The sequence below is a fragment of the Pseudomonas glycinae genome (assembly GCF_001594225.2).
GTDB classification, from domain to species: Bacteria; Pseudomonadota; Gammaproteobacteria; order Pseudomonadales; family Pseudomonadaceae; genus Aquipseudomonas; species Aquipseudomonas glycinae.
In genome coordinates, this window is sequence record NZ_CP014205.2 from 3,228,945 (window position 1) to 3,249,483 (window position 20,539).

Consider the following 20,539-nt stretch of genomic DNA (forward strand, 5'->3'; position numbering starts at 1 on the left):
GTGGTCGATTCGGGTAGGGCTGAAAGTGGCCGGTATTGTCCCACATCTCAACGTTACCCGAGCAAACGAGTGAAGAAGGTATAACCATCGCGACTGTCGATTCCAAATCGGTCTTTGATACCTGTCATATATGACAGTAGGCGAACTTTTTGAATATGGCTTTACTGGCAACGTCTACCCAACAGGAAATTTTTCAGGGAATTATTGAGATGATTGAACTAAGTAAAGCGACTTTTCCAAGTGCCAACCTGTCAGGATTTATCAGCTGTGTAAGCGATCCGAGCCCCGTTAAGGGCGTTCTTGTTGATGTCAAAATTTCTCCGGAAGTGATGGAGGGGGACATAATTGAGCTGACATCTCAAGCCTGTTCAAGTCTCAATGGCATGGTACCTATTGCAGGTACGGAAGCTACTTTCACCCAAACCGTAACGCAGAGCACGCCGTATCTACAATTCCGCATTGAACCGTACGAGAAACGCATCAAACCAATCCTTGAGCATACCAACGGGAGTGGGTCGCTGCTTGTGAGATATGTCGTAACGCGAGGTTCCTCTATTATCGGTACCTCACCCGAATCAATCGTCAAAGTCGCACTCACGCAACCAAATGGCGAACCCTGCCCGGAGTAATACCCCGGGCACAAAAAAGGGAGGCCGTTGCGGGCCTCCCTTTTTCAGTGCGATTTGCCGTTACAGGCTGGCAATCCGCGCGTGCTGCTCGGCCAGCTTGGCCAGAGCCTGTTCGGCTTCGGCCAGTTTGGCGCGTTCCTTCTCGATGACTTCGGCCGGAGCCTTGTCAACGAAACCGGCGTTGGACAGCTTGCCGCCCACCCGCTGGACTTCGCCCTGCAGACGCAGGATTTCCTTGTCCAGGCGCGCCAGCTCGGCGCCCTTGTCGATCAGACCGGCCATCGGCACCAGCACTTCCATCTCGCCAACCAGCGCGGTCGCCGACAGCGGCGCTTCTTCGCCGGCGGCCAGTACGGTGATCGACTCCAGACGCGCCAGCTTCTTCAGCAGCGCTTCGTTTTCGGTCAGGCGACGCTGGTCTTCAGCGCTGACGTTCTTCAGGTAGATCGGCAGCGGTTTGCCCGGGCCGATGTTCATTTCGCCACGGATGTTGCGCGTGCCGAGCATCAGGCCCTTGAGCCATTCGATGTCGTCTTCGGCCGCCGGATCGATGCGCTCTTCGTTGACCACCGGCCATGGTTGCAGCATGATCGTCTTGCCCTGAATACCGGCCAGCGGCGCGATGCGCTGCCAGATTTCTTCAGTGATGAACGGCATGAACGGATGCGCCAGACGCAGCGCCACTTCCAGTACGCGAACCAGCGTGCGGCGAGTGCCGCGCTGACGCTCGACCGGCGCGTTTTCGTCCCACAGCACTGGCTTGGACAGTTCCAGGTACCAGTCGCAGTACTGGTTCCAGATGAACTCGTACAGCGCTTGCGCCGCCAGGTCGAAACGGAACTGATCCAGTTGACGGGTCACTTCGGCTTCGGTGCGTTGCAGCTGCGAGATGATCCAGCGATCCGCCAGCGACAGCTCGTAGGCTTCGCCGTTCTGGCCGCAGTCTTCGCCCTTGTCCAGAACATAACGCGCGGCGTTCCAGATCTTGTTGCAGAAGTTGCGATAGCCTTCGACGCGGCCCATGTCGAACTTGATGTCGCGACCGGTGGACGCCAGCGAGCAGAAGGTGAAGCGCAGGGCGTCGGTGCCGTAGCTGGCGATGCCGTCGGCGAATTCGTCGCGGGTCTGCTTCTCGATCTTCTTCGCCAGTTTTGGCTGCATCAGACCGGACGTGCGTTTCTGCACCAGTGTTTCGAGCTCGATGCCGTCGATGATGTCCAGCGGGTCCAGGACGTTGCCCTTGGACTTGGACATCTTCTGGCCCTGGCCATCACGCACCAGGCCGTGCACATAAACAGTCTTGAACGGAACCTGCGGCGTGCCATCCTCGTTCTTGATCAGGTGCATCGTCAGCATGATCATCCGGGCAACCCAGAAGAAAATGATGTCGAAACCGGTGACCAGCACGTCGGTGGAGTGGAATTTCTTCAGGAACTCGGTCTTTTCCGGCCAGCCCAGGGTGGAGAAGGTCCACAGGCCTGAACTGAACCAGGTGTCGAGAACGTCGTTGTCCTGTTGCAGCGCAACGTCCGGGCCGAGATTGTGCTTGGCGCGCACTTCGGCTTCGTCGCGACCGACGTAGACCTTGCCCGACTCGTCGTACCAGGCCGGAATCCGGTGGCCCCACCACAGCTGACGGCTGATGCACCAGTCCTGGATGTCGCGCATCCACGAGAAGTACATGTTTTCGTACTGCTTCGGCACGAACTGGATGCGACCGTCTTCAACGGCGGCAATCGCAGGCTCGGCCAGCGGTTTGGTGGACACGTACCACTGGTCGGTCAGCCATGGCTCGATGACGGTGCCGGAGCGGTCGCCTTTCGGCACTTTCAGGTTGTGGTCGTCGACGCTGACCAGCAGGCCGGCGGCGTCGAACGCGGCCACGATCTGCTTGCGCGCTTCGAAACGCTCGAGGCCGGCGTACTCGGCCGGAATCTTGCCGTCGATGCTGTCGTTCAGCGTGCCGTCGAGGTTGAACACCTGCGCTGCCGGCAGCACGTTGGCGTTCTTGTCGAAGATGTTCAGCAGCGGCAGGTTGTGGCGCTTGCCGACTTCGTAGTCGTTGAAATCGTGGGCCGGGGTGATCTTCACGCAGCCGGTGCCGAATTCAGGATCGCAGTAATCGTCGGCGATGATCGGGATGCGGCGGCCGACCAGCGGCAACTCGACAAACTTGCCGATCAGGGCTTTGTAGCGCTCGTCGTTCGGGTTCACCGCGACGGCGGAGTCGCCGAGCATGGTTTCCGGACGGGTAGTCGCGACGATCAGGAAATCGTTGCCTTCAGCGGTTTTCGCGCCGTCGGCCAGCGGGTATTTCAGGTTCCACAGGAAACCTTTCTCGTCGTGGTTTTCCACTTCGAGGTCTGAAATCGCCGTGTGCAGCTTGGTGTCCCAGTTGACCAGTCGCTTGCCGCGATAGATCAGGCCGTCTTCGTGCAGGCGCACGAACGCTTCCTTAACGGCTTCCGAGAGGCCGTCATCCATGGTGAAGCGCTCGCGGCTCCAGTCCACGGACGAGCCGAGGCGACGGATCTGACGGCTGATGTTGCCGCCGGACTGATCCTTCCATTCCCAGACTTTCTCGAGGAATTTTTCCCGGCCCAGATCATGGCGGTTCTGGCCCTGGGCTTCGAGTTGACGCTCCACCAGCATTTGCGTGGCGATACCGGCGTGGTCGGTGCCCGGCTGCCAAAGGGTGTTGCGACCCTGCATACGGCGGAAACGGATCAGGGCGTCCATGATCGCGTTGTTGAAACCGTGACCCATGTGCAGGCTGCCGGTGACGTTCGGCGGCGGGATCATGATGGTGTAGGAGTCGCCCGCGCCTTGCGGGGCGAAGTAGTTCTCGGACTCCCAGGTGTTGTACCAGGAAGTTTCAATGGCGTGCGGCTGGTAGGTCTTATCCATGCGCGGCGGGACCCTATTGGCATTTATTCAGGAAAAGCCGGGAAGTATAGCGGGGCATGGGGCGCAGGGCGAGCGGGGCGGGCCGGGTGGAGGCTTAAATGTGGGAGCTGGCCTGCCAGCGATGCAGGCGCCGCGGTTTTTCAGGAAAACCGCAGTGATGCGAACGCTGGCAAGCCAGATCCAACAGGAGATCGGGAGATTATTCGTATTGGCCGAGAAGCCGTTCCATCCGCGCCTCGAGGCGACGTTTGATTTCGGTTTCGATGTGCGGGGCGAAGTCGTCGATCACGTCCTGCATGATCAATTGCGCGGCGGCGCGCAGTTCGCTGTCCAGATGCAGGAGGGCGTCGGGGCCTTTATCCACAGGCGCGACGGGCGCAGTAGCGGGCTTCACGACGGGGGCGGGAGGCGGTACGACGGCGGGAGGCTCAGTGCCGACCGAATCGAACAACATCGGAATCTGTTCCTGTTCGCCATCATCGACCGTGTCGGTCAGCAGTGGCGGTTGCAGGTTGTCATCGCCGAGCAACTGGCGGATCGACTCAAGGTCGTCCAGCAGGTGCGCGGGTTTTTGCAGCGGTTTTGGAGTGTCCATCGGCGTACTCAGAGTCGCTGTAAACGGTGGTCTTGCAGAGGATAGCCCTGTTCGCGGTAGAAACGGAAACTCTCCCGCGCCGCAGTGCGGATCGCCGGATCTTCCACCACCACCTCGGCAACGCGGGCGAATTTACTGGCGAAAACCGGGACTTTCAGGTCGAGGTTGACCAGCAAGTCCGCGTGCTGGCCGCAGTCGTCGCCCACTCCCAATACGATCAAACCTTCCGGTTCGCTTTCAGCCGGGCCATGGGGTACGAAGGTTTCACCCTTGAACGCCCACAGTCGCGCATCGAGATCATCACGCTGGGCGGCATCGCTGCAATGCAGGTAGATGCGATGGCCCATGCGCCAGGCTTTATCGGTGAGCTTGCAGGCAAAATCCAGGCGAGCCGAAGGATCGGCGCTGGGCAGGATATAAAAGTCGACTTTGGTCATTGCGGTTCCTGAGCTGAAAGCGGCGCCCCTCGAAAGAGGCGCTGCTCGCAGTCATCGGTTTCAGGCCTTGGCGCGGTCCAGCAGGTATTGGGTCAGCAGGGGAACCGGACGGCCGGTGGCGCCCTTGTCCTTGCCGCCGCTGGTCCAGGCGGTACCGGCGATGTCCAGGTGCGCCCAGTTCAGGTTCTTGGTGAAGCGCGACAGGAAGCAGGCGGCGGTGATGGTGCCGGCCTTCGGACCGCCAATGTTGGCGATGTCGGCGAACGGGCTGTCCAGTTGCTCCTGGTACTCATCGAACAGCGGCAGTTGCCAGGCACGGTCGTCGGCAGCCTTGCCCGCGCTCAACAGTTGCTCGATCAGTTCGTCGTTGTTGCCCAGCAGGCCCGACGTGTGGGCGCCCAGCGCGACGACGCAGGCACCGGTCAGGGTGGCGATGTCGATCACCGCTTGCGGCTTGAAGCGCTCGGAGTAAGTCAGTGCATCGCACAGCACCAGACGGCCTTCGGCGTCGGTGTTGAGGATTTCCACGGTCTGGCCGCTCATGGTGGTGACGATGTCGCCCGGACGCGAAGCAGTGCCGCTCGGCATGTTCTCGGCGCAGGCCAGAATGCACACCAGGTTGATCGGCAGTTTCAGTTCCAGCACGGCGCGCAGGGTGCCGAACACGCTGGCCGCGCCACCCATGTCGTATTTCATCTCGTCCATGCCGGCGCCCGGTTTCAGGCTGATGCCGCCGGTGTCGAAGGTGATGCCTTTGCCGACCAGTGCGTACGGCTTCTCGGATTTCTTGCCGCCGTTGTATTGCATGACGATCAGGCGCGGCGGCTGGGCGCTGCCCTGGCCGACGGCGTAGAACGAACCCATGCCCAGCGACTTGATCTTCTTCTCGTCGAGGACTTCGACTTTCAGATCCTTGAACTCTTTGCCGAGGTTCTTGGCTTGCTCGCCGAGGAAAGTCGGGTGGCAGATGTTCGGCGGCAGGTTGCCCAGGTTACGGGTGAATGCCATGCCGTTGGCGATCGCGGTGGCGTGGTTCACGGCGCGTTGCACTTCGGCCTGAGCGGCCTTGATGGTCAGCAGGGTGATTTTCTTCAGGGCGCGCGGTTCGGCTTTCTGGCTCTTGAACTGGTCGAAGGTGTATTCGCCGTCGACCAGGGTTTCGGCCAGCAGACGGGTCTTGCCGTAGCTGTCGCGGTTCTTGACGATGATTTCATCGAGTGCCAGTACGGCGTCGCTGCCGCCCAGGCTTTTGAGGGTGTTGAGGATGCCAGCGACGATCTTGCGGAACGGACGGTCGCCCAGTTCTTCATCCTTGCCCACGCCCACCAGCAGCACACGTTCGGCTTTCAGGTTCGGCAGGCTGTGCAGCAACAGGCTCTGGCCGACCTTGCCGGCCAGGTCGCCACGCTTGAGCACGGCGCTGATGGCGCCGCCGCTCAGTTCGTCGACCTGCCTGGCGGCGGCACCGAGTTTGCGGCCTTCGCCGACGGCAACCACCAGGGTGGCGGTTTTCAACGTTTCTGGGCTAACGCTTTTTACAACCAGTTCCATGTCCGGATCCCTGAATGAATGGTCAACACACAGGCGTTCGACGTGTCCGCCGTCGCCTGCTTATAGAGAGAAGAGGCGCAGGCCAGTGCCTGCGACAGAGGCGGCAGTTTGAACCTCGCTCACCGCGCCTGACAACCCTCGGTTGTACGATCTTCAACCGATTGCACGCTTGCGTGTGTGCGCGCAGTGACAGGCGCCCTCAATCACAGGATAATGCCGCATCTTTTTTCGACGGCTCTGCCTTGCGGGCCCGTCGATACGTTTGCTTGTTTGGCCGCCTTAGCCTGACAACCCTGGAGTGTCTGGTTTGATCGTCTTCCGTTATCTGTCCCGCGAAGTCCTGTTGACCCTGAGTGCGGTAAGCGCCGTGCTGCTGGTCATCATCATGAGCGGTCGCTTCATCAAATACCTTGCCCAGGCCGCCGCGGGCCAGCTCGATCCGGGATCGCTGTTCCTGATCATGGGCTATCGCCTGCCGGGCTTCATGCAGTTGATCCTGCCGCTGGGGCTGTTCCTCGGGATTCTGCTGGCGTACGGCCGGCTGTACCTCGAAAGCGAGATGACCGTGCTTTCGGCCACCGGCATGAGTCAGCAGCGGTTGTTCCGCATGACACTGTTTCCGGCCACCCTGGTAGCTGTGGTGGTGGCCTGGCTGAGCTTGAGCCTGGCACCGCAAGGCGCCAACCAGTTCCAGCTGCTGCTGAACAAACAGGATGCCCTGACCGAATTCGACACTCTCGAGCCGGGCCGTTTCCAGGCCTTGCGCGACGGTACGCGGGTAACCTACACCGAAACCCTGAGCGACGATCGGGTCAACCTGGGCAGTGTGTTCATCTCGCAGAAGAACCTCGGCGCCAACCAGAAAGATCGCGGGATTTCCGTGCTGGTAGCTGAAAAGGGTCGCCAGGAAGTGCGTCCCGACGGCAATCGCTACCTGATTCTCGACAACGGCTACCGTTACGACGGCAGCCCGGGTCAGGCCAACTATCGCGCCATCCACTACGAAACCTACGGCGTGCTGCTGCCCAAGCCGGATGTCAGCGAGGAGGTCACCGACCGTGACGCCATGCCGACCTCGTCCCTGCTCGGCAGCGACGACATTCGCTCGAAAACCGAACTGCAATGGCGCCTGTCGCTGCCGTTGCTGGTGTTCATCGTGACCCTGATGGCGGTGCCGCTGTCGCGGGTCAACCCGCGTCAGGGGCGTTTCCTCAAGCTGCTGCCGGCGATTCTTCTTTATATGGCTTACCTGACCATCCTGATTGCCGCCCGCGGCGCCCTCGAGAAAGGCAAGATTCCACCGGCGCTCGGCTTGTGGTGGGTGCATGCGATCTTCCTGACGATCGGTCTCGGTCTGTTGTACTGGGAGCCTTTGCGCCTGAAGCTGGCCAGCCGTCGCAGCGCAGCGCTGGAGGTGGCCCGTGGTTAAACTCGACCGCTACATCGGCAGCAGCGTGTTCATCGCGATCATCGCGGTGCTGGCGATCATTCTCGGCCTGGCCACCTTGTTTGCGTTCATCGACGAGATGGGCGATGTCAGTGACACCTACACCCTGGTCGATGTCCTGAGCTTCGTGCTCCTGACCGCCCCGCGCCGGCTCTACGACATGCTGCCGATGGCGGCGCTGATCGGTTGCCTGATCGGCCTTGGCAGTCTGGCGAGCAGCAGTGAGTTGACCGTAATGCGCGCTGCCGGTGTCTCCATCGGGCGTATCGTCTGGGCGGTGATGAAGCCGATGCTGGTACTGATGCTGGCCGGTGTGCTGATCGGCGAATACGTGGCCCCAGCCACCGAAAGCATGGCCCAGGCCAACCGTTCGCTGGCGCAAGGCAGCGGCGACGCGCAAAGCGCCAAGCACGGCATGTGGCACCGCCAGGGTGACGAGTTCATTCACATCAACTCCGTGCAACCCAACGGTCGTCTGTATGGTGTGACCCGCTATCACTTCGACAAAGAGCGCCATCTGCTCAGTTCGAGCTTCGCCAAGCGCGCCGAGTTCGACACCGATCACTGGCAGCTGACCGACGTGACCACCACCAAATTTCACGAGCGCAGCACCGAAGTGGTCAATACGCCGGTCGAGCGCTGGGATGTCTCGCTGAGCCCGCAATTGCTGAGCACTGTAGTGATGGCGCCGGAATCGCTGTCGATCACCGGTCTGTGGGGTTACATCCACTATCTGGCCGATCAGGGTCTGAGCAACGGTCGTTACTGGCTGGCATTTTGGGTCAAGGTGTTGCAGCCGCTGGTGACCGCTGCGCTGGTACTGATGGCGATTTCCTTCATCTTCGGTCCGCTGCGTTCGGTGACCCTCGGTCAGCGGGTGTTCACCGGCGTGCTGGTGGGCTTCACCTTCCGCATCGTTCAGGATCTGCTGGGCCCATCCAGTCTGGTGTTCGGCTTCTCGCCGCTGTTCGCGGTGCTGGTGCCGGCTGGCGTGTGTGCGCTGGCGGGTGTCTGGCTGTTGCGTCGAGCCGGTTGATGAATAAGGTTTCACCCACGCTTTAGCTTTGAAAACGCCTCGGTCGCCAGACCGGGGCGTTTTTGCATGCAATCCGGGTGACAGGCGAACGTGACGCTTGCGCCGTGTATCAGGTACAATTCCCGGCTATTTTTCGGCGGGCCAAGCCTGCAGCCTTTTTGAGTGTTGATCCGTGAGTGATTTGAGTCATATCCGCAATTTCTCCATCATCGCCCACATTGACCATGGCAAGTCGACGCTGGCTGACCGTTTCATCCAGATGTGCGGCGGCCTGGCCGAGCGTGAAATGGAAGCCCAGGTACTGGATTCCATGGATCTGGAGCGCGAACGCGGGATCACCATCAAGGCCCACAGCGTCACCCTCTATTACAAGGCCAAAGATGGCGTCACCTACCAGCTGAACTTCATTGACACCCCGGGTCACGTCGACTTCACCTACGAAGTCAGCCGTTCCCTGGCGGCCTGTGAAGGTGCGTTGCTGGTGGTCGATGCGGGGCAGGGCGTTGAAGCCCAGTCCGTGGCCAACTGCTACACCGCCATCGAGCAGGGCCTTGAGGTCATGCCGGTGCTGAACAAGATCGACCTGCCACAGGCCGAGCCTGATCGCGTCAAGGACGAGATCGAGAAGATCATCGGCATCGACGCCACCGACGCCGTCACCTGCAGCGCCAAGACCGGCCTGGGTGTCGACGAAGTGCTCGAACGTCTGGTTGCTACCATTCCTGCGCCGACCGGCAATATCGAAGATCCGCTGCAGGCGTTGATCATCGACTCCTGGTTCGACAATTACCTGGGCGTTGTCTCCCTGGTGCGCGTGCGTCACGGCCGCGTGAAGAAGGGCGACAAGATCCTGGTGAAGTCCACCGGCAAGGTGCATCTGGTCGACAGTGTTGGCGTATTCAACCCGAAACACACCGCCACCGCTGACCTGAAGGCTGGCGAAGTGGGCTTCATCATCGCCAGCATCAAGGACATTCACGGTGCGCCGGTCGGTGACACCCTGACCCTGAGCTCCACGCCGGACGTTCCGGTGCTGCCAGGTTTCAAACGCATCCAGCCGCAGGTTTACGCCGGTCTGTTCCCAGTCAGCTCCGACGACTTCGAGGACTTCCGCGAAGCGCTGCAGAAACTGACCCTGAACGACTCGTCGCTGCAATACACCCCGGAAAGCTCCGACGCACTGGGCTTCGGCTTCCGTTGCGGCTTCCTCGGCATGCTGCACATGGAGATCATCCAGGAGCGCCTGGAGCGCGAGTACGACCTGGACCTGATCACCACGGCGCCGACGGTAATCTTCGAACTGGTGCTGAAAACCGGTGAAACGATTTACGTCGACAACCCGTCGAAGCTGCCGGACGTCTCGTCGATCGAAGACATGCGCGAGCCAATCGTGCGCGCCAACATCCTGGTGCCGCAGGAACACCTGGGCAACGTCATCACCCTGTGCATCGAGAAACGCGGTGTGCAGGTCGACATGCTGTTCCTCGGCAATCAGGTCCAGGTGACCTACGACCTGCCGATGAACGAAGTGGTCCTCGACTTCTTCGACCGTCTGAAATCCACCAGCCGCGGCTATGCTTCGCTGGACTACCATTTCGATCGTTACCAATCGGCTAATCTGGTGAAACTGGACGTGCTGATCAACGGCGACAAGGTCGACGCTCTGGCGCTGATCGTGCACCGTGACAATTCGCACTTCAAAGGTCGCCAGTTGACCGAGAAGATGAAAGAACTGATTCCTCGTCAGATGTTCGACGTGGCCATCCAGGCTGCCATTGGCGGTCAGATCGTCGCCCGGACAACCGTCAAGGCACTCAGAAAGAACGTATTGGCCAAGTGCTACGGCGGCGACGTCAGCCGTAAGAAAAAACTGCTTGAGAAGCAGAAGGCCGGTAAAAAACGCATGAAACAGGTCGGCAACGTGGAAATCCCGCAAGAAGCCTTCCTCGCCGTGCTCAGGTTGGAATAGTCAGGTCCTATGTCACTAAATTTCCCGCTGTTGCTGGTCATTGCCGTGTTCGTCTGCGGTCTGTTGGCGTTGCTCGATCTGTTGATCCTGGCACCGCGTCGGCGTGCCGCCATCGCTTCCTATCAGGGCAGCGTCAGCCAGCCTGACGTGGTGGTGGTCGAGAAGCTGAACAAGGAACCGCTGCTGGTCGAGTACGGCAAGTCGTTCTTCCCGGTGCTGTTCATCGTGCTGGTGCTGCGTTCGTTCCTGGTGGAGCCGTTCCAGATTCCGTCCGGCTCGATGAAACCGACCCTGGACGTCGGCGACTTCATTCTGGTGAACAAGTTTTCCTACGGGATCCGTTTGCCGGTGATCGACAAGAAGATCATCGAAGTCGGTGACCCGCAGCGCGGCGATGTGATGGTGTTCCGTTACCCGAGCGACCCGAACGTCAACTACATCAAGCGTGTGGTCGGCCTGCCGGGCGATACGGTGAGGTACACCGCCGACAAGCGTCTGTTCGTCAACGGCGAGTCGATTGCCGAACAACTGGTCGGCTCCGAGCCGGGCACGCTGGGCAGTGCGGAACTCTACAAGGAAAAACTCGGCGCCGCCGAGCACCTGATCCGCAAGGAAATGAGCCGCTACCGCGCCACGCCGGACCATACCTGGACCGTGCCGGCCGGGCACTATTTCATGATGGGCGACAACCGCGACAACTCGAACGACAGTCGCTACTGGGATGATCCGAACATTCCCAAGGACCTGCTGGGCATGGTTCCCGACCAGAACATTGTCGGCAAGGCCTTCGCGGTCTGGATGAGCTGGCCGGAACCGAAACTCAGCCACCTGCCGAACTTCTCGCGGGTCGGCCTGATCAAGTAAACAAACACGGCGCTGTTGACCACAGCGCCGAATGCATTTCTGGCGTCGGCACAACCGGCTCCGGGGCATGAAGCCACGATATTCAGGACGTCATTTTTGAACACAGCGTTAATTGTCCCAGGCCTGCGCCGTATCCCGGCGATGGCAGTGGAATCCAGCCACGAACTCAGCGTGGGTAAACCGTGAGCGTTTCTCTAAGCCGTCTCGAGCGTCAGCTCGGTTACACCTTCAAGGACCAGGAACTGATGGTCCTGGCCCTTACGCACCGCAGCTTTGCCGGACGCAACAACGAGCGTCTGGAATTCCTCGGCGATGCGATCCTCAACTTTGTTGCCGGCGAAGCCTTGTTCGACCGTTTCCCGCTGGCGCGCGAAGGCCAGTTGTCGCGTTTGCGCGCACGGCTGGTAAAAGGTGAGACGCTGGCGGTGCTGGCCCGCGGTTTCGATCTGGGCGATTACCTGCGTCTGGGTTCCGGCGAATTGAAGAGCGGCGGTTTCCGTCGCGAGTCGATCCTGGCCGACGCCCTTGAAGCACTGATCGGTGCGATCTACCTCGATGCCGGCATGGAAGTCGCCCGCGAGCGCGTACTGGCCTGGCTGGCCGGCGAGTTCGAAGGCCTGACGCTGGTCGACACCAACAAGGATCCGAAGACCCGCCTGCAGGAATTCCTGCAATCGCGCGGCTGCGAACTGCCGCGTTATGAAGTGGTGGACATCCAGGGCGAGCCGCACTGCCGTACCTTCTTCGTCGAGTGCGAAGTTGTCCTATTGAATGAAAAAAGTCGGGGTCAGGGTGTGAGCCGTCGCATTGCCGAACAGGTAGCGGCCGCCGCAGCACTGATTGCCCTGGGTGTGGAGAATGGCAATGACTGATACAAACGCAACGCGCTGTGGCTATGTTGCCATCGTCGGCCGTCCCAACGTGGGCAAGTCCACGCTGTTGAACCACATCCTCGGCCAGAAGCTGGCGATCACTTCGCGCAAGCCGCAGACGACTCGCCACAACATGCTCGGGATCAAGACCGAGGGCGACGTGCAGGCGATCTACGTCGACACCCCCGGCATGCACAAGGGTGGCGAAAAGGCCCTGAACCGCTACATGAACAAGACCGCTTCAGCGGCGTTGAAAGACGTCGACGTGGTGATCTTCGTGGTCGATCGCACCAAGTGGACCGAAGAAGACCAGATGGTGCTGGAGCGCGTGCAGTACGTGACCGGCCCGCTGATCGTCGCGCTGAACAAGACCGACCGCATCGAAGACAAGGCCGAGCTGATGCCGCACCTGTCGTGGTTGCAGGAACAGCTGCCGAACGCGCAGATCATTCCAATCTCGGCGCAGCAGGGGCACAACCTCGACGCGCTGGAAAAGGTTATCGCCGATCATCTGCCGGAGAACGATCACTTCTTCCCGGAAGACCAGATCACCGACCGCAGCAGCCGCTTCCTCGCCGCCGAACTGGTGCGCGAGAAGATCATGCGCCAGCTCGGCGCCGAGCTGCCGTACCAGATCACCGTGGAAATCGAAGAGTTCAAGCAGCAGGGTGCGACGCTGCACATTCATGCGCTGATCCTCGTCGAGCGTGACGGCCAGAAGAAAATCATCATTGGCGACAAGGGCGAGCGCATCAAGCGCATCGGCACCGAGGCGCGCAAGGACATGGAGCTGCTGTTCGACTCCAAGATCATGCTCAACCTGTGGGTCAAGGTGAAGGGCGGCTGGTCCGACGACGAGCGTGCGCTGCGTTCGCTGGGTTACGGCGACCTGTAACACCGGTTTTCTGTTACACCAGAGAACCCCCTGTGGGAGCGGGCTTGCCCGCGAATGCGCCGTATCAGTCGACATATACTTTGACTGACTCACCGCTTTCGCGAGCAAGCCCGCTCCCACAGTAGTTTTGGGGTGTGTGTAAAACTGCGTTTCGTCATCGAGAACTCAATGTCGCAAAGCCCGCCTCCCGCCCAACCCGCCTACGTCCTCCACTCACGCGCCTACCGCGAAACCAGCGCGCTGGTGGACTTCCTCACGCCGCAAGGTCGGCTGCGGGCGGTGTTGCGCAGTGCGCGGGGCAAGGCCGGGACGCTGGCGCGGCCATTCGTGCCGCTGGAAGTGGAGTTTCGCGGCAAGGGTGAGTTGAAGAATGTCGGGCGCATGGAGAGTGTCGGGAATGCAACCTGGATGGTCGGCGAGGCGCTGTTCAGCGGCTTGTATCTCAATGAGCTGCTGATTCGCCTGTTGCCCGCCGAAGACCCGCATCCTGCGGTGTTCGAACATTACGCTGCCACGTTGCTGGCATTGGCCGAAGGGCGGCCACTGGAGCCGCTGCTGCGTTCCTTCGAATGGCGGCTGCTCGACGATCTCGGTTACGGTTTTTCCCTTAATATCGATATCAACGACGATCCCATCGCTGCGGATGGCCTCTACCGTTTGCAGGTGGATGCCGGGCTCGAGCGGGTCTACCTGTTGCAACCCGGTCTGTTCAACGGCACCGAACTGCTGGCCATGGCCGAAGCCGACTGGTCGGCTCCCGGCGCGTTGTCCGCCGCCAAGCGACTGATGCGCCAAGCCTTGGCGGTGCATCTGGGCGGTCGTCCCCTCGTCAGTCGAGAGCTGTTTCGCAAGCCCTGATATGCTGTGCGCCGAATCTTTCCCTTCAGGAGCGCATCCGTGACCACCAGCAATCGCATTCTTCTTGGCGTGAACATCGACCACGTCGCCACCCTGCGTCAGGCCCGTGGTACGCGCTATCCGGATCCGGTCAAGGCTGCGCTGGACGCGGAAGAGGCGGGCGCCGACGGCATCACCGTGCACCTGCGCGAAGACCGCCGGCACATTCAGGAGCGCGACGTGCTGCTGCTCAAGGACGTGCTGCAGACCCGCATGAACTTCGAAATGGGCGTCACCGAAGAAATGATGGCGTTCGCCGAGCGCATTCGTCCGGCGCACATCTGTCTGGTGCCGGAAACCCGTCAGGAGCTGACCACCGAAGGCGGTCTGGATGTGGCGGGGCAGGAGGAGCGGATCAGGGCGGCGGTCGAGCGTCTGTCGAAGATCGGCAGCGAAGTGTCGCTGTTCATCGACGCCGACGAGCGGCAGATTGCTGCGTCGAAGCGCGTCGGCGCGCCGGCCATCGAATTGCACACCGGGCGTTACGCCGATGCCGAAACGCCGACCGAAGTGGCTGAAGAACTCAAGCGTGTGGCGGACGGCGTGGCCTTCGGTCTGGCCCAGGGCCTGATCGTCAATGCCGGCCATGGCCTGCACTATCACAACGTCGAGGCGGTTGCCGCGATCAAGGGCATCAACGAGCTGAACATCGGCCATGCGCTGGTGGCCCACGCGTTGTTCGTCGGCTTCAAGTCGGCGGTGTCGGAGATGAAGGCGTTGATCCTGGCGGCTGCCAAACACTAAGTATCAACATCCTGTGGGAGCAAACTTGCTCCCACATTTGTTCTGGGGATGGGTTAAAGCGGGGCGGGCTCTTGAGCGGGTTTCGACTTGTCGATCCCCGGCACATGCAGATTGCCCTCGGCCACCTGATCGCCTTCAAGCTGCGGCTGGGTCACCCAGGTGAGGATGTCGTAGTAGCGACGGATGTTCGCCACGAAATGCACCGGTTCGCCGCCCCGGGCATAGCCGTAGCGGGTCTTGCTGTACCACTGCTTCTGCGACAGGCGCGGCAGGATCTTTTTCACATCCAGCCACTTGTCCGGGTTCAACCCTTCCTTGGCCGCCAGTTTGCGCGCGTCATCCAGATGACCGCTGCCGACGTTGTAGGCCGCCAGGGCAAACCAGGTGCGATCCGGCTCCTGGATCGACTCGTCGAGCTGATCCTTCATGTAGGCCAGGTACTTGGCGCCACCCATGATGCTCTGCTTCGGATCGAGGCGGTTGGACACGCCCATGGCCTGAGCGGTGTTCTGGGTCAGCATCATCAGCCCGCGCACACCGGTCTTCGACGTGACCGCCGGTTGCCACAGCGACTCCTGATAGCCTATCGCCGCCAGCAGGCGCCAGTCGACTTTCTCTTTCTTGGCGTAGGTCTTGAAGTGTTGTTCATATTTGGGCAGCCGCTGCTGCAAGTGCTGGGCGAAGGTGGTGGCGCCCATGTAGCCAAGAACGTCGACGTGGCCGTAGTAGCGGTCCTTCAGGCGTTGCAGGGTGCCGTTCTTCTGCACCTTGTCCAGGTAACTGTTGATCTCGTTGAGCAGGCTGTTGTCTTCGCCGGCGGCCACGGCCCAGCTCTGGCTGCGGGCGTCGCCGAGGTCGAAGGCCACGCGGATGTTGGTGAAGTACACCTGGTTCATCGCCACTTCGTTGGAATCGACCAGGGTCAGATCGATCTGGCCTTCGTCGACCATGCGCAGCAGGTCGACCACTTCAACGGCGTCGGACTCTTCGTACTGGATGCCAGGGTATTTCTGTTTCAGCTCCGCCAGTTGTTCGGCGTGGGTGCTGCCCTTGAGCACCATGATCTTTTTGCCCACCAGATCGCCGGCGTCGGTGGGGCGCGACTGGCCGTTGCGATAGATGACCTGCGGCGTGACTTCGAGGTAGGAGCGGGAGAAGCGCACCTGCTTCTTGCGCTGTTCACTGCTGACCAGGCCGGCAGCCGCCAGTACCGGGCCGTTCGGCTTGCCGACCTGGTTGAACAGGTCGTCGAGGTTGTCGGCGGTCTCGATCTTCAGCTCGACCCCCAAATCGTCGGCGAAGCGCTTCACCAGCTCGTATTCGAAGCCGGTTTCACCGCTGCGATCCTGAAAGTAGGTGGCGGGGCTGTTTCGGGTGACCACCCGCAGCACGCCATCCTCCTTTACGCGCTCGAGTGTGTTGGGTTTATCAACACAGCCACTGAGCATCAGGAAGAGTCCGGTAGCGATCAGCCATTTGGCGTATCGCGGACGCAAAGCCGTTGGGGAAAACATGTGCGCAGTATACGCAAAGGACAACGGGCGCCATATCTCGACAGTGGCGGGGTTGTCTGCTAGGCATCACAAAACCGCGCGAAACCCCGCAGAAACGGGCCCGAAAGGCATTTTGTGACAGAAAAAATAACCCGCCTTGCGACACCTCATAAATTTGACCCTCAAGGCAGGAACACCACTCGACATCCGGGTGCAACCGTGCGTAGCGTTTCGGGTGATGTTGAGGGCGGTTTAGGCTAGAATGCACGGCCTCAAAGCACACCCCTTCCCGAGGCTGTCCCGAAGATGTTGATCCTGCGCGGCGCTCCTGCCCTTTCTGCCTTTCGCCACAGCAAACTCCTTGAGCAACTGAGCCAGAAGGTTCCAGCTGTCAGTGGCCTGTATGCTGAATTCGCTCACTTCGCCGAAGTCACCGGCGTCCTGACCGGCGACGAACAGCAGGTGCTTGCGCGCCTTCTGAAGTACGGTCCAAGCGTTCCGGTTCAAGAGCCGACCGGTCGTCTGTTCCTGGTGTTGCCGCGTTTCGGCACCATCTCGCCATGGTCGAGCAAGGCCAGCGACATCGCCCGCAACTGTGGCCTGAGCAAGATCCAGCGTCTGGAGCGCGGCATCGCGTTCTACGTCGCCGGCCAGTTCAGTGAAACCGAAGCGCAGCAGATTGCAGACGTACTGCATGACCGCATGACGCAGATCGTTCTGGCCAACCTCGAGCAGGCCGCCGGTCTGTTCAGCCACGCCGAACCGAAGCCGCTGACCGCCATCGACATCCTCGGCGGCGGTCGCGCCGCGCTGGAAAAAGCCAACGTCGAACTGGGCCTGGCCCTGGCCGAAGACGAGATCGATTACCTGGTCAACGCCTTCAACGGTCTCAAGCGCAACCCCCACGACATCGAACTGATGATGTTCGCCCAGGCCAACTCCGAGCACTGCCGGCACAAGATCTTCAACGCCAGTTGGGATATTGACGGCGAGAGCCAGGAAAAAAGCCTGTTCGGCATGATCAAGAACACCTATCAGATGCACAGCGAAGGCGTGCTGTCCGCTTACAAGGACAACGCTTCGGTGATCGTCGGCAACGTCGCCGGCCGCTTCTTCCCGGATCCGGAAACCCGCCAGTACGGCGCGGTGCAGGAGCCGGTGCACATCCTGATGAAGGTTGAAACCCACAACCACCCGACCGCGATCGCACCGTTCCCGGGCGCGTCCACCGGTTCCGGTGGCGAGATCCGCGACGAAGGTGCAACCGGTCGTGGCGCCAAGCCGAAAGCCGGCCTGACCGGTTTCACCGTGTCGAACCTGCAGATCCCTGGCTTCGAACAGCCGTGGGAAGTGCCGTACGGCAAGCCTGAGCGCATCGTCAACGCGCTGGATATCATGATCGAAGGCCCGCTGGGCGGCGCTGCGTTCAACAACGAATTCGGTCGTCCGGCCCTGACCGGCTACTTCCGGACCTTCGAACAATCGATCACCACTCCGCACGGTGACGAAGTTCGCGGTTACCACAAGCCGATCATGCTGGCTGGCGGCATGGGCAACATCCGTGAAGAGCACGTCAAGAAAGGCGAGATCGTTGTCGGCTCCAAGCTGATCGTGCTCGGCGGCCCGGCGATGCTGATCGGTCTGGGCGGCGGCGCTGCTTCCTCCATGGCCACCGGCACCAGCTCGGCGGATCTGGACTTCGCTTCGGTTCAGCGTGAAAACCCTGAAATGGAACGTCGCTGCCAGGAAGTCATCGACCGTTGCTGGCAGCTGGGTGACAAGAACCCGATCAGCTTCATCCACGACGTGGGTGCGGGCGGTCTGTCCAACGCCTTCCCGGAACTGGTCAACGACGGTGACCGCGGTGGCCGTTTCGAACTGCGCAACATTCCAAACGACGAGCCGGGCATGGCCCCGCACGAAATCTGGTCCAACGAATCCCAGGAACGTTACGTTCTGGCAGTCGGCCCAGCCGACTTCGAGCGCTTCAAGGCGATCTGCGAACGTGAGCGTTGCCCGTTTGCCGTTGTCGGTGAAGCCACCGCCGAGCCGCAACTGACCGTGACCGACAGCCACTTCGGCAACAACCCGGTGGACATGCCACTGGAAGTGTTGCTGGGCAAGGCCCCGCGCATGCACCGTTCGGTGGTTCGCGAAGCCGAGCTGGGCGATGACTTCGATCCGTCGAACCTCGACATCGGCGAAAGCATCGAACGCGTCCTGCACCACCCGGCCGTGGCGAGCAAAAGCTTCCTGATCACCATCGGCGACCGCACCATCACCGGCCTCGTGGCCCGTGACCAGATGGTCGGCCCCTGGCAGGTTCCGGTGGCCGACGTTGCCGTCACTGCCACCAGCTTCGACGTCTACACCGGTGAAGCGATGGCGATGGGCGAGCGCACTCCGCTGGCGCTGCTGGACGCTCCTGCGTCAGGCCGCATGGCCATCGGCGAAACCATCACCAACATTGCCGCCTCGCGCATCAACAAGCTCTCCGACATCAAACTGTCGGCGAACTGGATGTCCGCTGCCGGCCATCCGGGCGAAGACGCGCGTCTGTACGACACCGTGAAAGCGGTCGGCATGGAACTGTGCCCTGAGCTGGGCATCACCATCCCGGTCGGCAAGGACTCCATGTCCATGGCCACCCGCTGGAACGACAACGGCGAAGACAAGACCGTCACCTCGCCAATGTCCCTGATCGTGACCGGTTTCGCGCCAGTGGCTGACATCCGTCAGACTCTGACTCCGGAACTGCGCATGGACAAGGGCACCACCGACCTGATCCTGATCGACCTCGGTCGCGGTCAGAACCGCATGGGCGCCTCGATCCTGGCGCAGGTTCACGGCAAGCTCGGCAAGCAGGCGCCGGACGTCGACGACGCCGAAGACCTGAAAGCGTTCTTCGCAGTGATCCAGGGCCTCAACGCCGACGGTCACCTGCTGGCGTACCACGACCGTTCCGACGGTGGCCTGCTGACCTCCGTGGTGGAAATGGCCTTCGCCGGCCACTGCGGTCTGAGCCTGAACCTGGACAGCGTTGCTGAATCCTCGGCGGAAATCGCCGCCATCCTGTTCAACGAAGAACTGGGTGCCGTGATCCAGGTTCGCCAGGACGCGACCCCGGACATCCTCGCCCAATTCAGCGCTGCCGGTCTGGGCGACTGCGTGTCGGTGATCGGCCAGCCGATCAACAACGGTCAGATCAACATCACCTTCAACGGTGACACCGTGTTCGAGGGCCAGCGTCGTCTGCTGCAACGTCAGTGGGCCGAGACCAGCTACCAGATCCAGCGTCTGCGCGACAACGCCGACTGCGCCGAGCAAGAGTTCGATGCGCTGCTGGAAGAAGACAACCCGGGCCTGAGCGTCAAGCTGAGCTACGACGTCAATCAGGACATCGCCGCGCCTTACATCAAGAAAGGCATTCGCCCACAGGTTGCCGTGCTGCGTGAGCAGGGCGTCAACGGTCAGGTGGAAATGGCGGCAGCGTTCGACCGCGCCGGTTTCAATGCGATCGACGTGCACATGAGCGACATTCTGGCCGGCCGTGTCGACCTGAACGAGTTCAAAGGTCTGGTGGCCTGCGGTGGTTTCTCCTACGGCGACGTTCTCGGCGCCGGTGAAGGCTGGGCCAAGTCCGCACTGTTCAACAGCCGTGCCCGCGATGCGTTCCAGGGCTTCTTCGAGCGTAACGACAGCTTCACGCTCGGCGTGTGCAACGGTTGCCAGATGATGTCCAACCTGCACGAGCTGATCCCGGGCAGCGAGTTCTGGCCGCATTTCGTGCGCAACCGCTCCGAGCAGTTCGAAGCGCGCGTGGCGATGGTTCAGGTTCAGGAATCGAACTCGATCTTCCTGCAGGGCATGGCCGGTTCGCGCATGCCGATCGCCATCGCTCACGGTGAAGGCCATGCCGAATTCGAAAGCGAAGAGGCACTGCTCGAAGCCGATCTGTCCGGTTGCGTGGCGATGCGTTTCGTCGACAACCACGGCAAGGTCACCGAAGCCTACCCGGCCAACCCGAACGGTTCGCCGCGCGGGATCACCGGCCTCACCAGCCGTGATGGCCGTGTGACGATCATGATGCCGCACCCGGAGCGTGTGTTCCGTGCCGTGCAGAACTCGTGGCGTTCGGAAGACTGGAACGAAGACGCTCCTTGGATGCGTATGTTCCGTAATGCTCGTGTGTGGGTGAACTAA

Annotated in this window: 15 protein-coding genes; 10 read left to right on the top strand and 5 right to left on the bottom strand. The window is 61.1% G+C overall.

Annotated features, from left to right (window positions below; genetic code table 11):
* The first annotated feature begins 155 nt into the window (after positions 1–155).
* On the top strand, positions 156–629 hold the full coding sequence (locus AWU82_RS14595; RefSeq protein ID WP_190241479.1) for a hypothetical protein: 474 nt from the start codon (positions 156–158) through the stop codon (positions 627–629).
* Between the two features lie 60 nt (positions 630–689).
* Here the strand turns inward: AWU82_RS14595 and AWU82_RS14600 are convergent, their stop codons facing one another.
* The 4 genes from AWU82_RS14600 to AWU82_RS14615 all read right to left on the bottom strand — a co-directional run bounded on the left by AWU82_RS14600 (position 690) and on the right by AWU82_RS14615 (position 6,119).
* Positions 690–3,536 carry a valine--tRNA ligase gene (locus tag AWU82_RS14600; RefSeq protein WP_064382434.1) on the bottom strand — a complete coding sequence of 949 codons (2,847 nt, stop codon included), beginning with the start codon at positions 3,534–3,536 and terminating at the stop codon, positions 690–692.
* Between the two features lie 199 nt (positions 3,537–3,735).
* Positions 3,736–4,131 carry a hypothetical protein gene (locus AWU82_RS14605; RefSeq protein ID WP_064382433.1) on the bottom strand — a complete coding sequence of 132 codons (396 nt, stop codon included), beginning with the start codon at positions 4,129–4,131 and terminating at the stop codon, positions 3,736–3,738.
* Positions 4,132–4,139: 8 nt separating this feature from the next.
* A complete protein-coding gene (locus tag AWU82_RS14610) occupies positions 4,140–4,568 on the bottom strand; it encodes a DNA polymerase III subunit chi (RefSeq protein ID WP_064382432.1) in 429 nt (142 codons plus the stop codon).
* Positions 4,569–4,628: 60 nt separating this feature from the next.
* Complete coding sequence (locus AWU82_RS14615) at positions 4,629–6,119, bottom strand: leucyl aminopeptidase (RefSeq protein ID WP_064382431.1); 1,491 nt, start codon at positions 6,117–6,119, stop codon at positions 4,629–4,631.
* A 307-nt stretch (positions 6,120–6,426) separates the two neighbouring features.
* Between AWU82_RS14615 and lptF the strand changes: the two genes are divergently transcribed.
* The 8 genes from lptF (at position 6,427) to pdxJ (ending at position 14,843) form a co-directional block, all read left to right on the top strand.
* Entirely contained in the window at positions 6,427–7,548 is a 1,122-nt protein-coding gene (gene lptF / locus AWU82_RS14620) for an LPS export ABC transporter permease LptF (protein ID WP_011332585.1), read from the top strand.
* Positions 7,541–8,602, top strand: coding sequence for an LPS export ABC transporter permease LptG (gene lptG, locus AWU82_RS14625; RefSeq protein ID WP_011332586.1), 1,062 nt, complete (start codon positions 7,541–7,543; stop codon positions 8,600–8,602). Before lptF ends, lptG begins: the two co-directional genes overlap by 8 nt.
* Before the next feature lie 172 nt (positions 8,603–8,774).
* Positions 8,775–10,571, top strand: a complete 1,797-nt coding sequence (gene lepA / locus AWU82_RS14630; protein ID WP_039769508.1) for a translation elongation factor 4 — start codon at positions 8,775–8,777, stop codon at positions 10,569–10,571.
* A 9-nt stretch (positions 10,572–10,580) separates the two neighbouring features.
* Positions 10,581–11,435, top strand: a complete 855-nt coding sequence (gene lepB / locus AWU82_RS14635) for a signal peptidase I (protein WP_064382430.1) — start codon at positions 10,581–10,583, stop codon at positions 11,433–11,435.
* Between the two features lie 182 nt (positions 11,436–11,617).
* Positions 11,618–12,307: a ribonuclease III gene (gene rnc, locus AWU82_RS14640; RefSeq protein ID WP_011332589.1), complete on the top strand. Its 690-nt coding sequence runs from the start codon at positions 11,618–11,620 to the stop codon at positions 12,305–12,307.
* A complete protein-coding gene (gene era, locus AWU82_RS14645) occupies positions 12,300–13,202 on the top strand; it encodes a GTPase Era (RefSeq protein WP_011332590.1) in 903 nt (300 codons plus the stop codon). The genes rnc and era overlap by 8 nt, the downstream gene beginning before the upstream one ends.
* A gap of 168 nt (positions 13,203–13,370) precedes the next feature.
* Entirely contained in the window at positions 13,371–14,060 is a 690-nt protein-coding gene (gene recO / locus AWU82_RS14650) for a DNA repair protein RecO (RefSeq protein ID WP_064382429.1), read from the top strand.
* Between the two features lie 39 nt (positions 14,061–14,099).
* A complete protein-coding gene (gene pdxJ, locus AWU82_RS14655) occupies positions 14,100–14,843 on the top strand; it encodes a pyridoxine 5'-phosphate synthase (RefSeq protein ID WP_064382428.1) in 744 nt (247 codons plus the stop codon).
* A gap of 53 nt (positions 14,844–14,896) precedes the next feature.
* On the opposite strand, the gene mltF is transcribed toward pdxJ, so the two are convergent.
* Positions 14,897–16,357: a membrane-bound lytic murein transglycosylase MltF gene (gene mltF / locus AWU82_RS14660; RefSeq protein ID WP_084777029.1), complete on the bottom strand. Its 1,461-nt coding sequence runs from the start codon at positions 16,355–16,357 to the stop codon at positions 14,897–14,899.
* A gap of 285 nt (positions 16,358–16,642) precedes the next feature.
* On the opposite strand from mltF, the gene purL reads away from it, so the two are divergent.
* Entirely contained in the window at positions 16,643–20,539 is a 3,897-nt protein-coding gene (purL, locus tag AWU82_RS14665) for a phosphoribosylformylglycinamidine synthase (protein WP_064382426.1), read from the top strand.

Bases quoted from the DNA above. Each gene is read 5' to 3' on its own strand.
- AWU82_RS14595 (WP_190241479.1), top strand. From the start codon at position 156: ATGGCTTTACTGGCAACGTCTACCCAACAGGAAATTTTTCAGGGAATT.
- AWU82_RS14600 (WP_064382434.1), bottom strand. From the start codon at position 3,536: ATGGATAAGACCTACCAGCCGCACGCCATTGAAACTTCCTGGTACAAC.
- AWU82_RS14605 (WP_064382433.1), bottom strand. From the start codon at position 4,131: ATGGACACTCCAAAACCGCTGCAAAAACCCGCGCACCTGCTGGACGAC.
- AWU82_RS14610 (WP_064382432.1), bottom strand. From the start codon at position 4,568: ATGACCAAAGTCGACTTTTATATCCTGCCCAGCGCCGATCCTTCGGCT.
- AWU82_RS14615 (WP_064382431.1), bottom strand. From the start codon at position 6,119: ATGGAACTGGTTGTAAAAAGCGTTAGCCCAGAAACGTTGAAAACCGCC.
- lepB (WP_064382430.1), top strand. From the start codon at position 10,581: ATGTCACTAAATTTCCCGCTGTTGCTGGTCATTGCCGTGTTCGTCTGC.
- era (WP_011332590.1), top strand. From the start codon at position 12,300: ATGACTGATACAAACGCAACGCGCTGTGGCTATGTTGCCATCGTCGGC.
- recO (WP_064382429.1), top strand. From the start codon at position 13,371: ATGTCGCAAAGCCCGCCTCCCGCCCAACCCGCCTACGTCCTCCACTCA.
- mltF (WP_084777029.1), bottom strand. From the start codon at position 16,357: ATGTTTTCCCCAACGGCTTTGCGTCCGCGATACGCCAAATGGCTGATC.
- purL (WP_064382426.1), top strand. From the start codon at position 16,643: ATGTTGATCCTGCGCGGCGCTCCTGCCCTTTCTGCCTTTCGCCACAGC.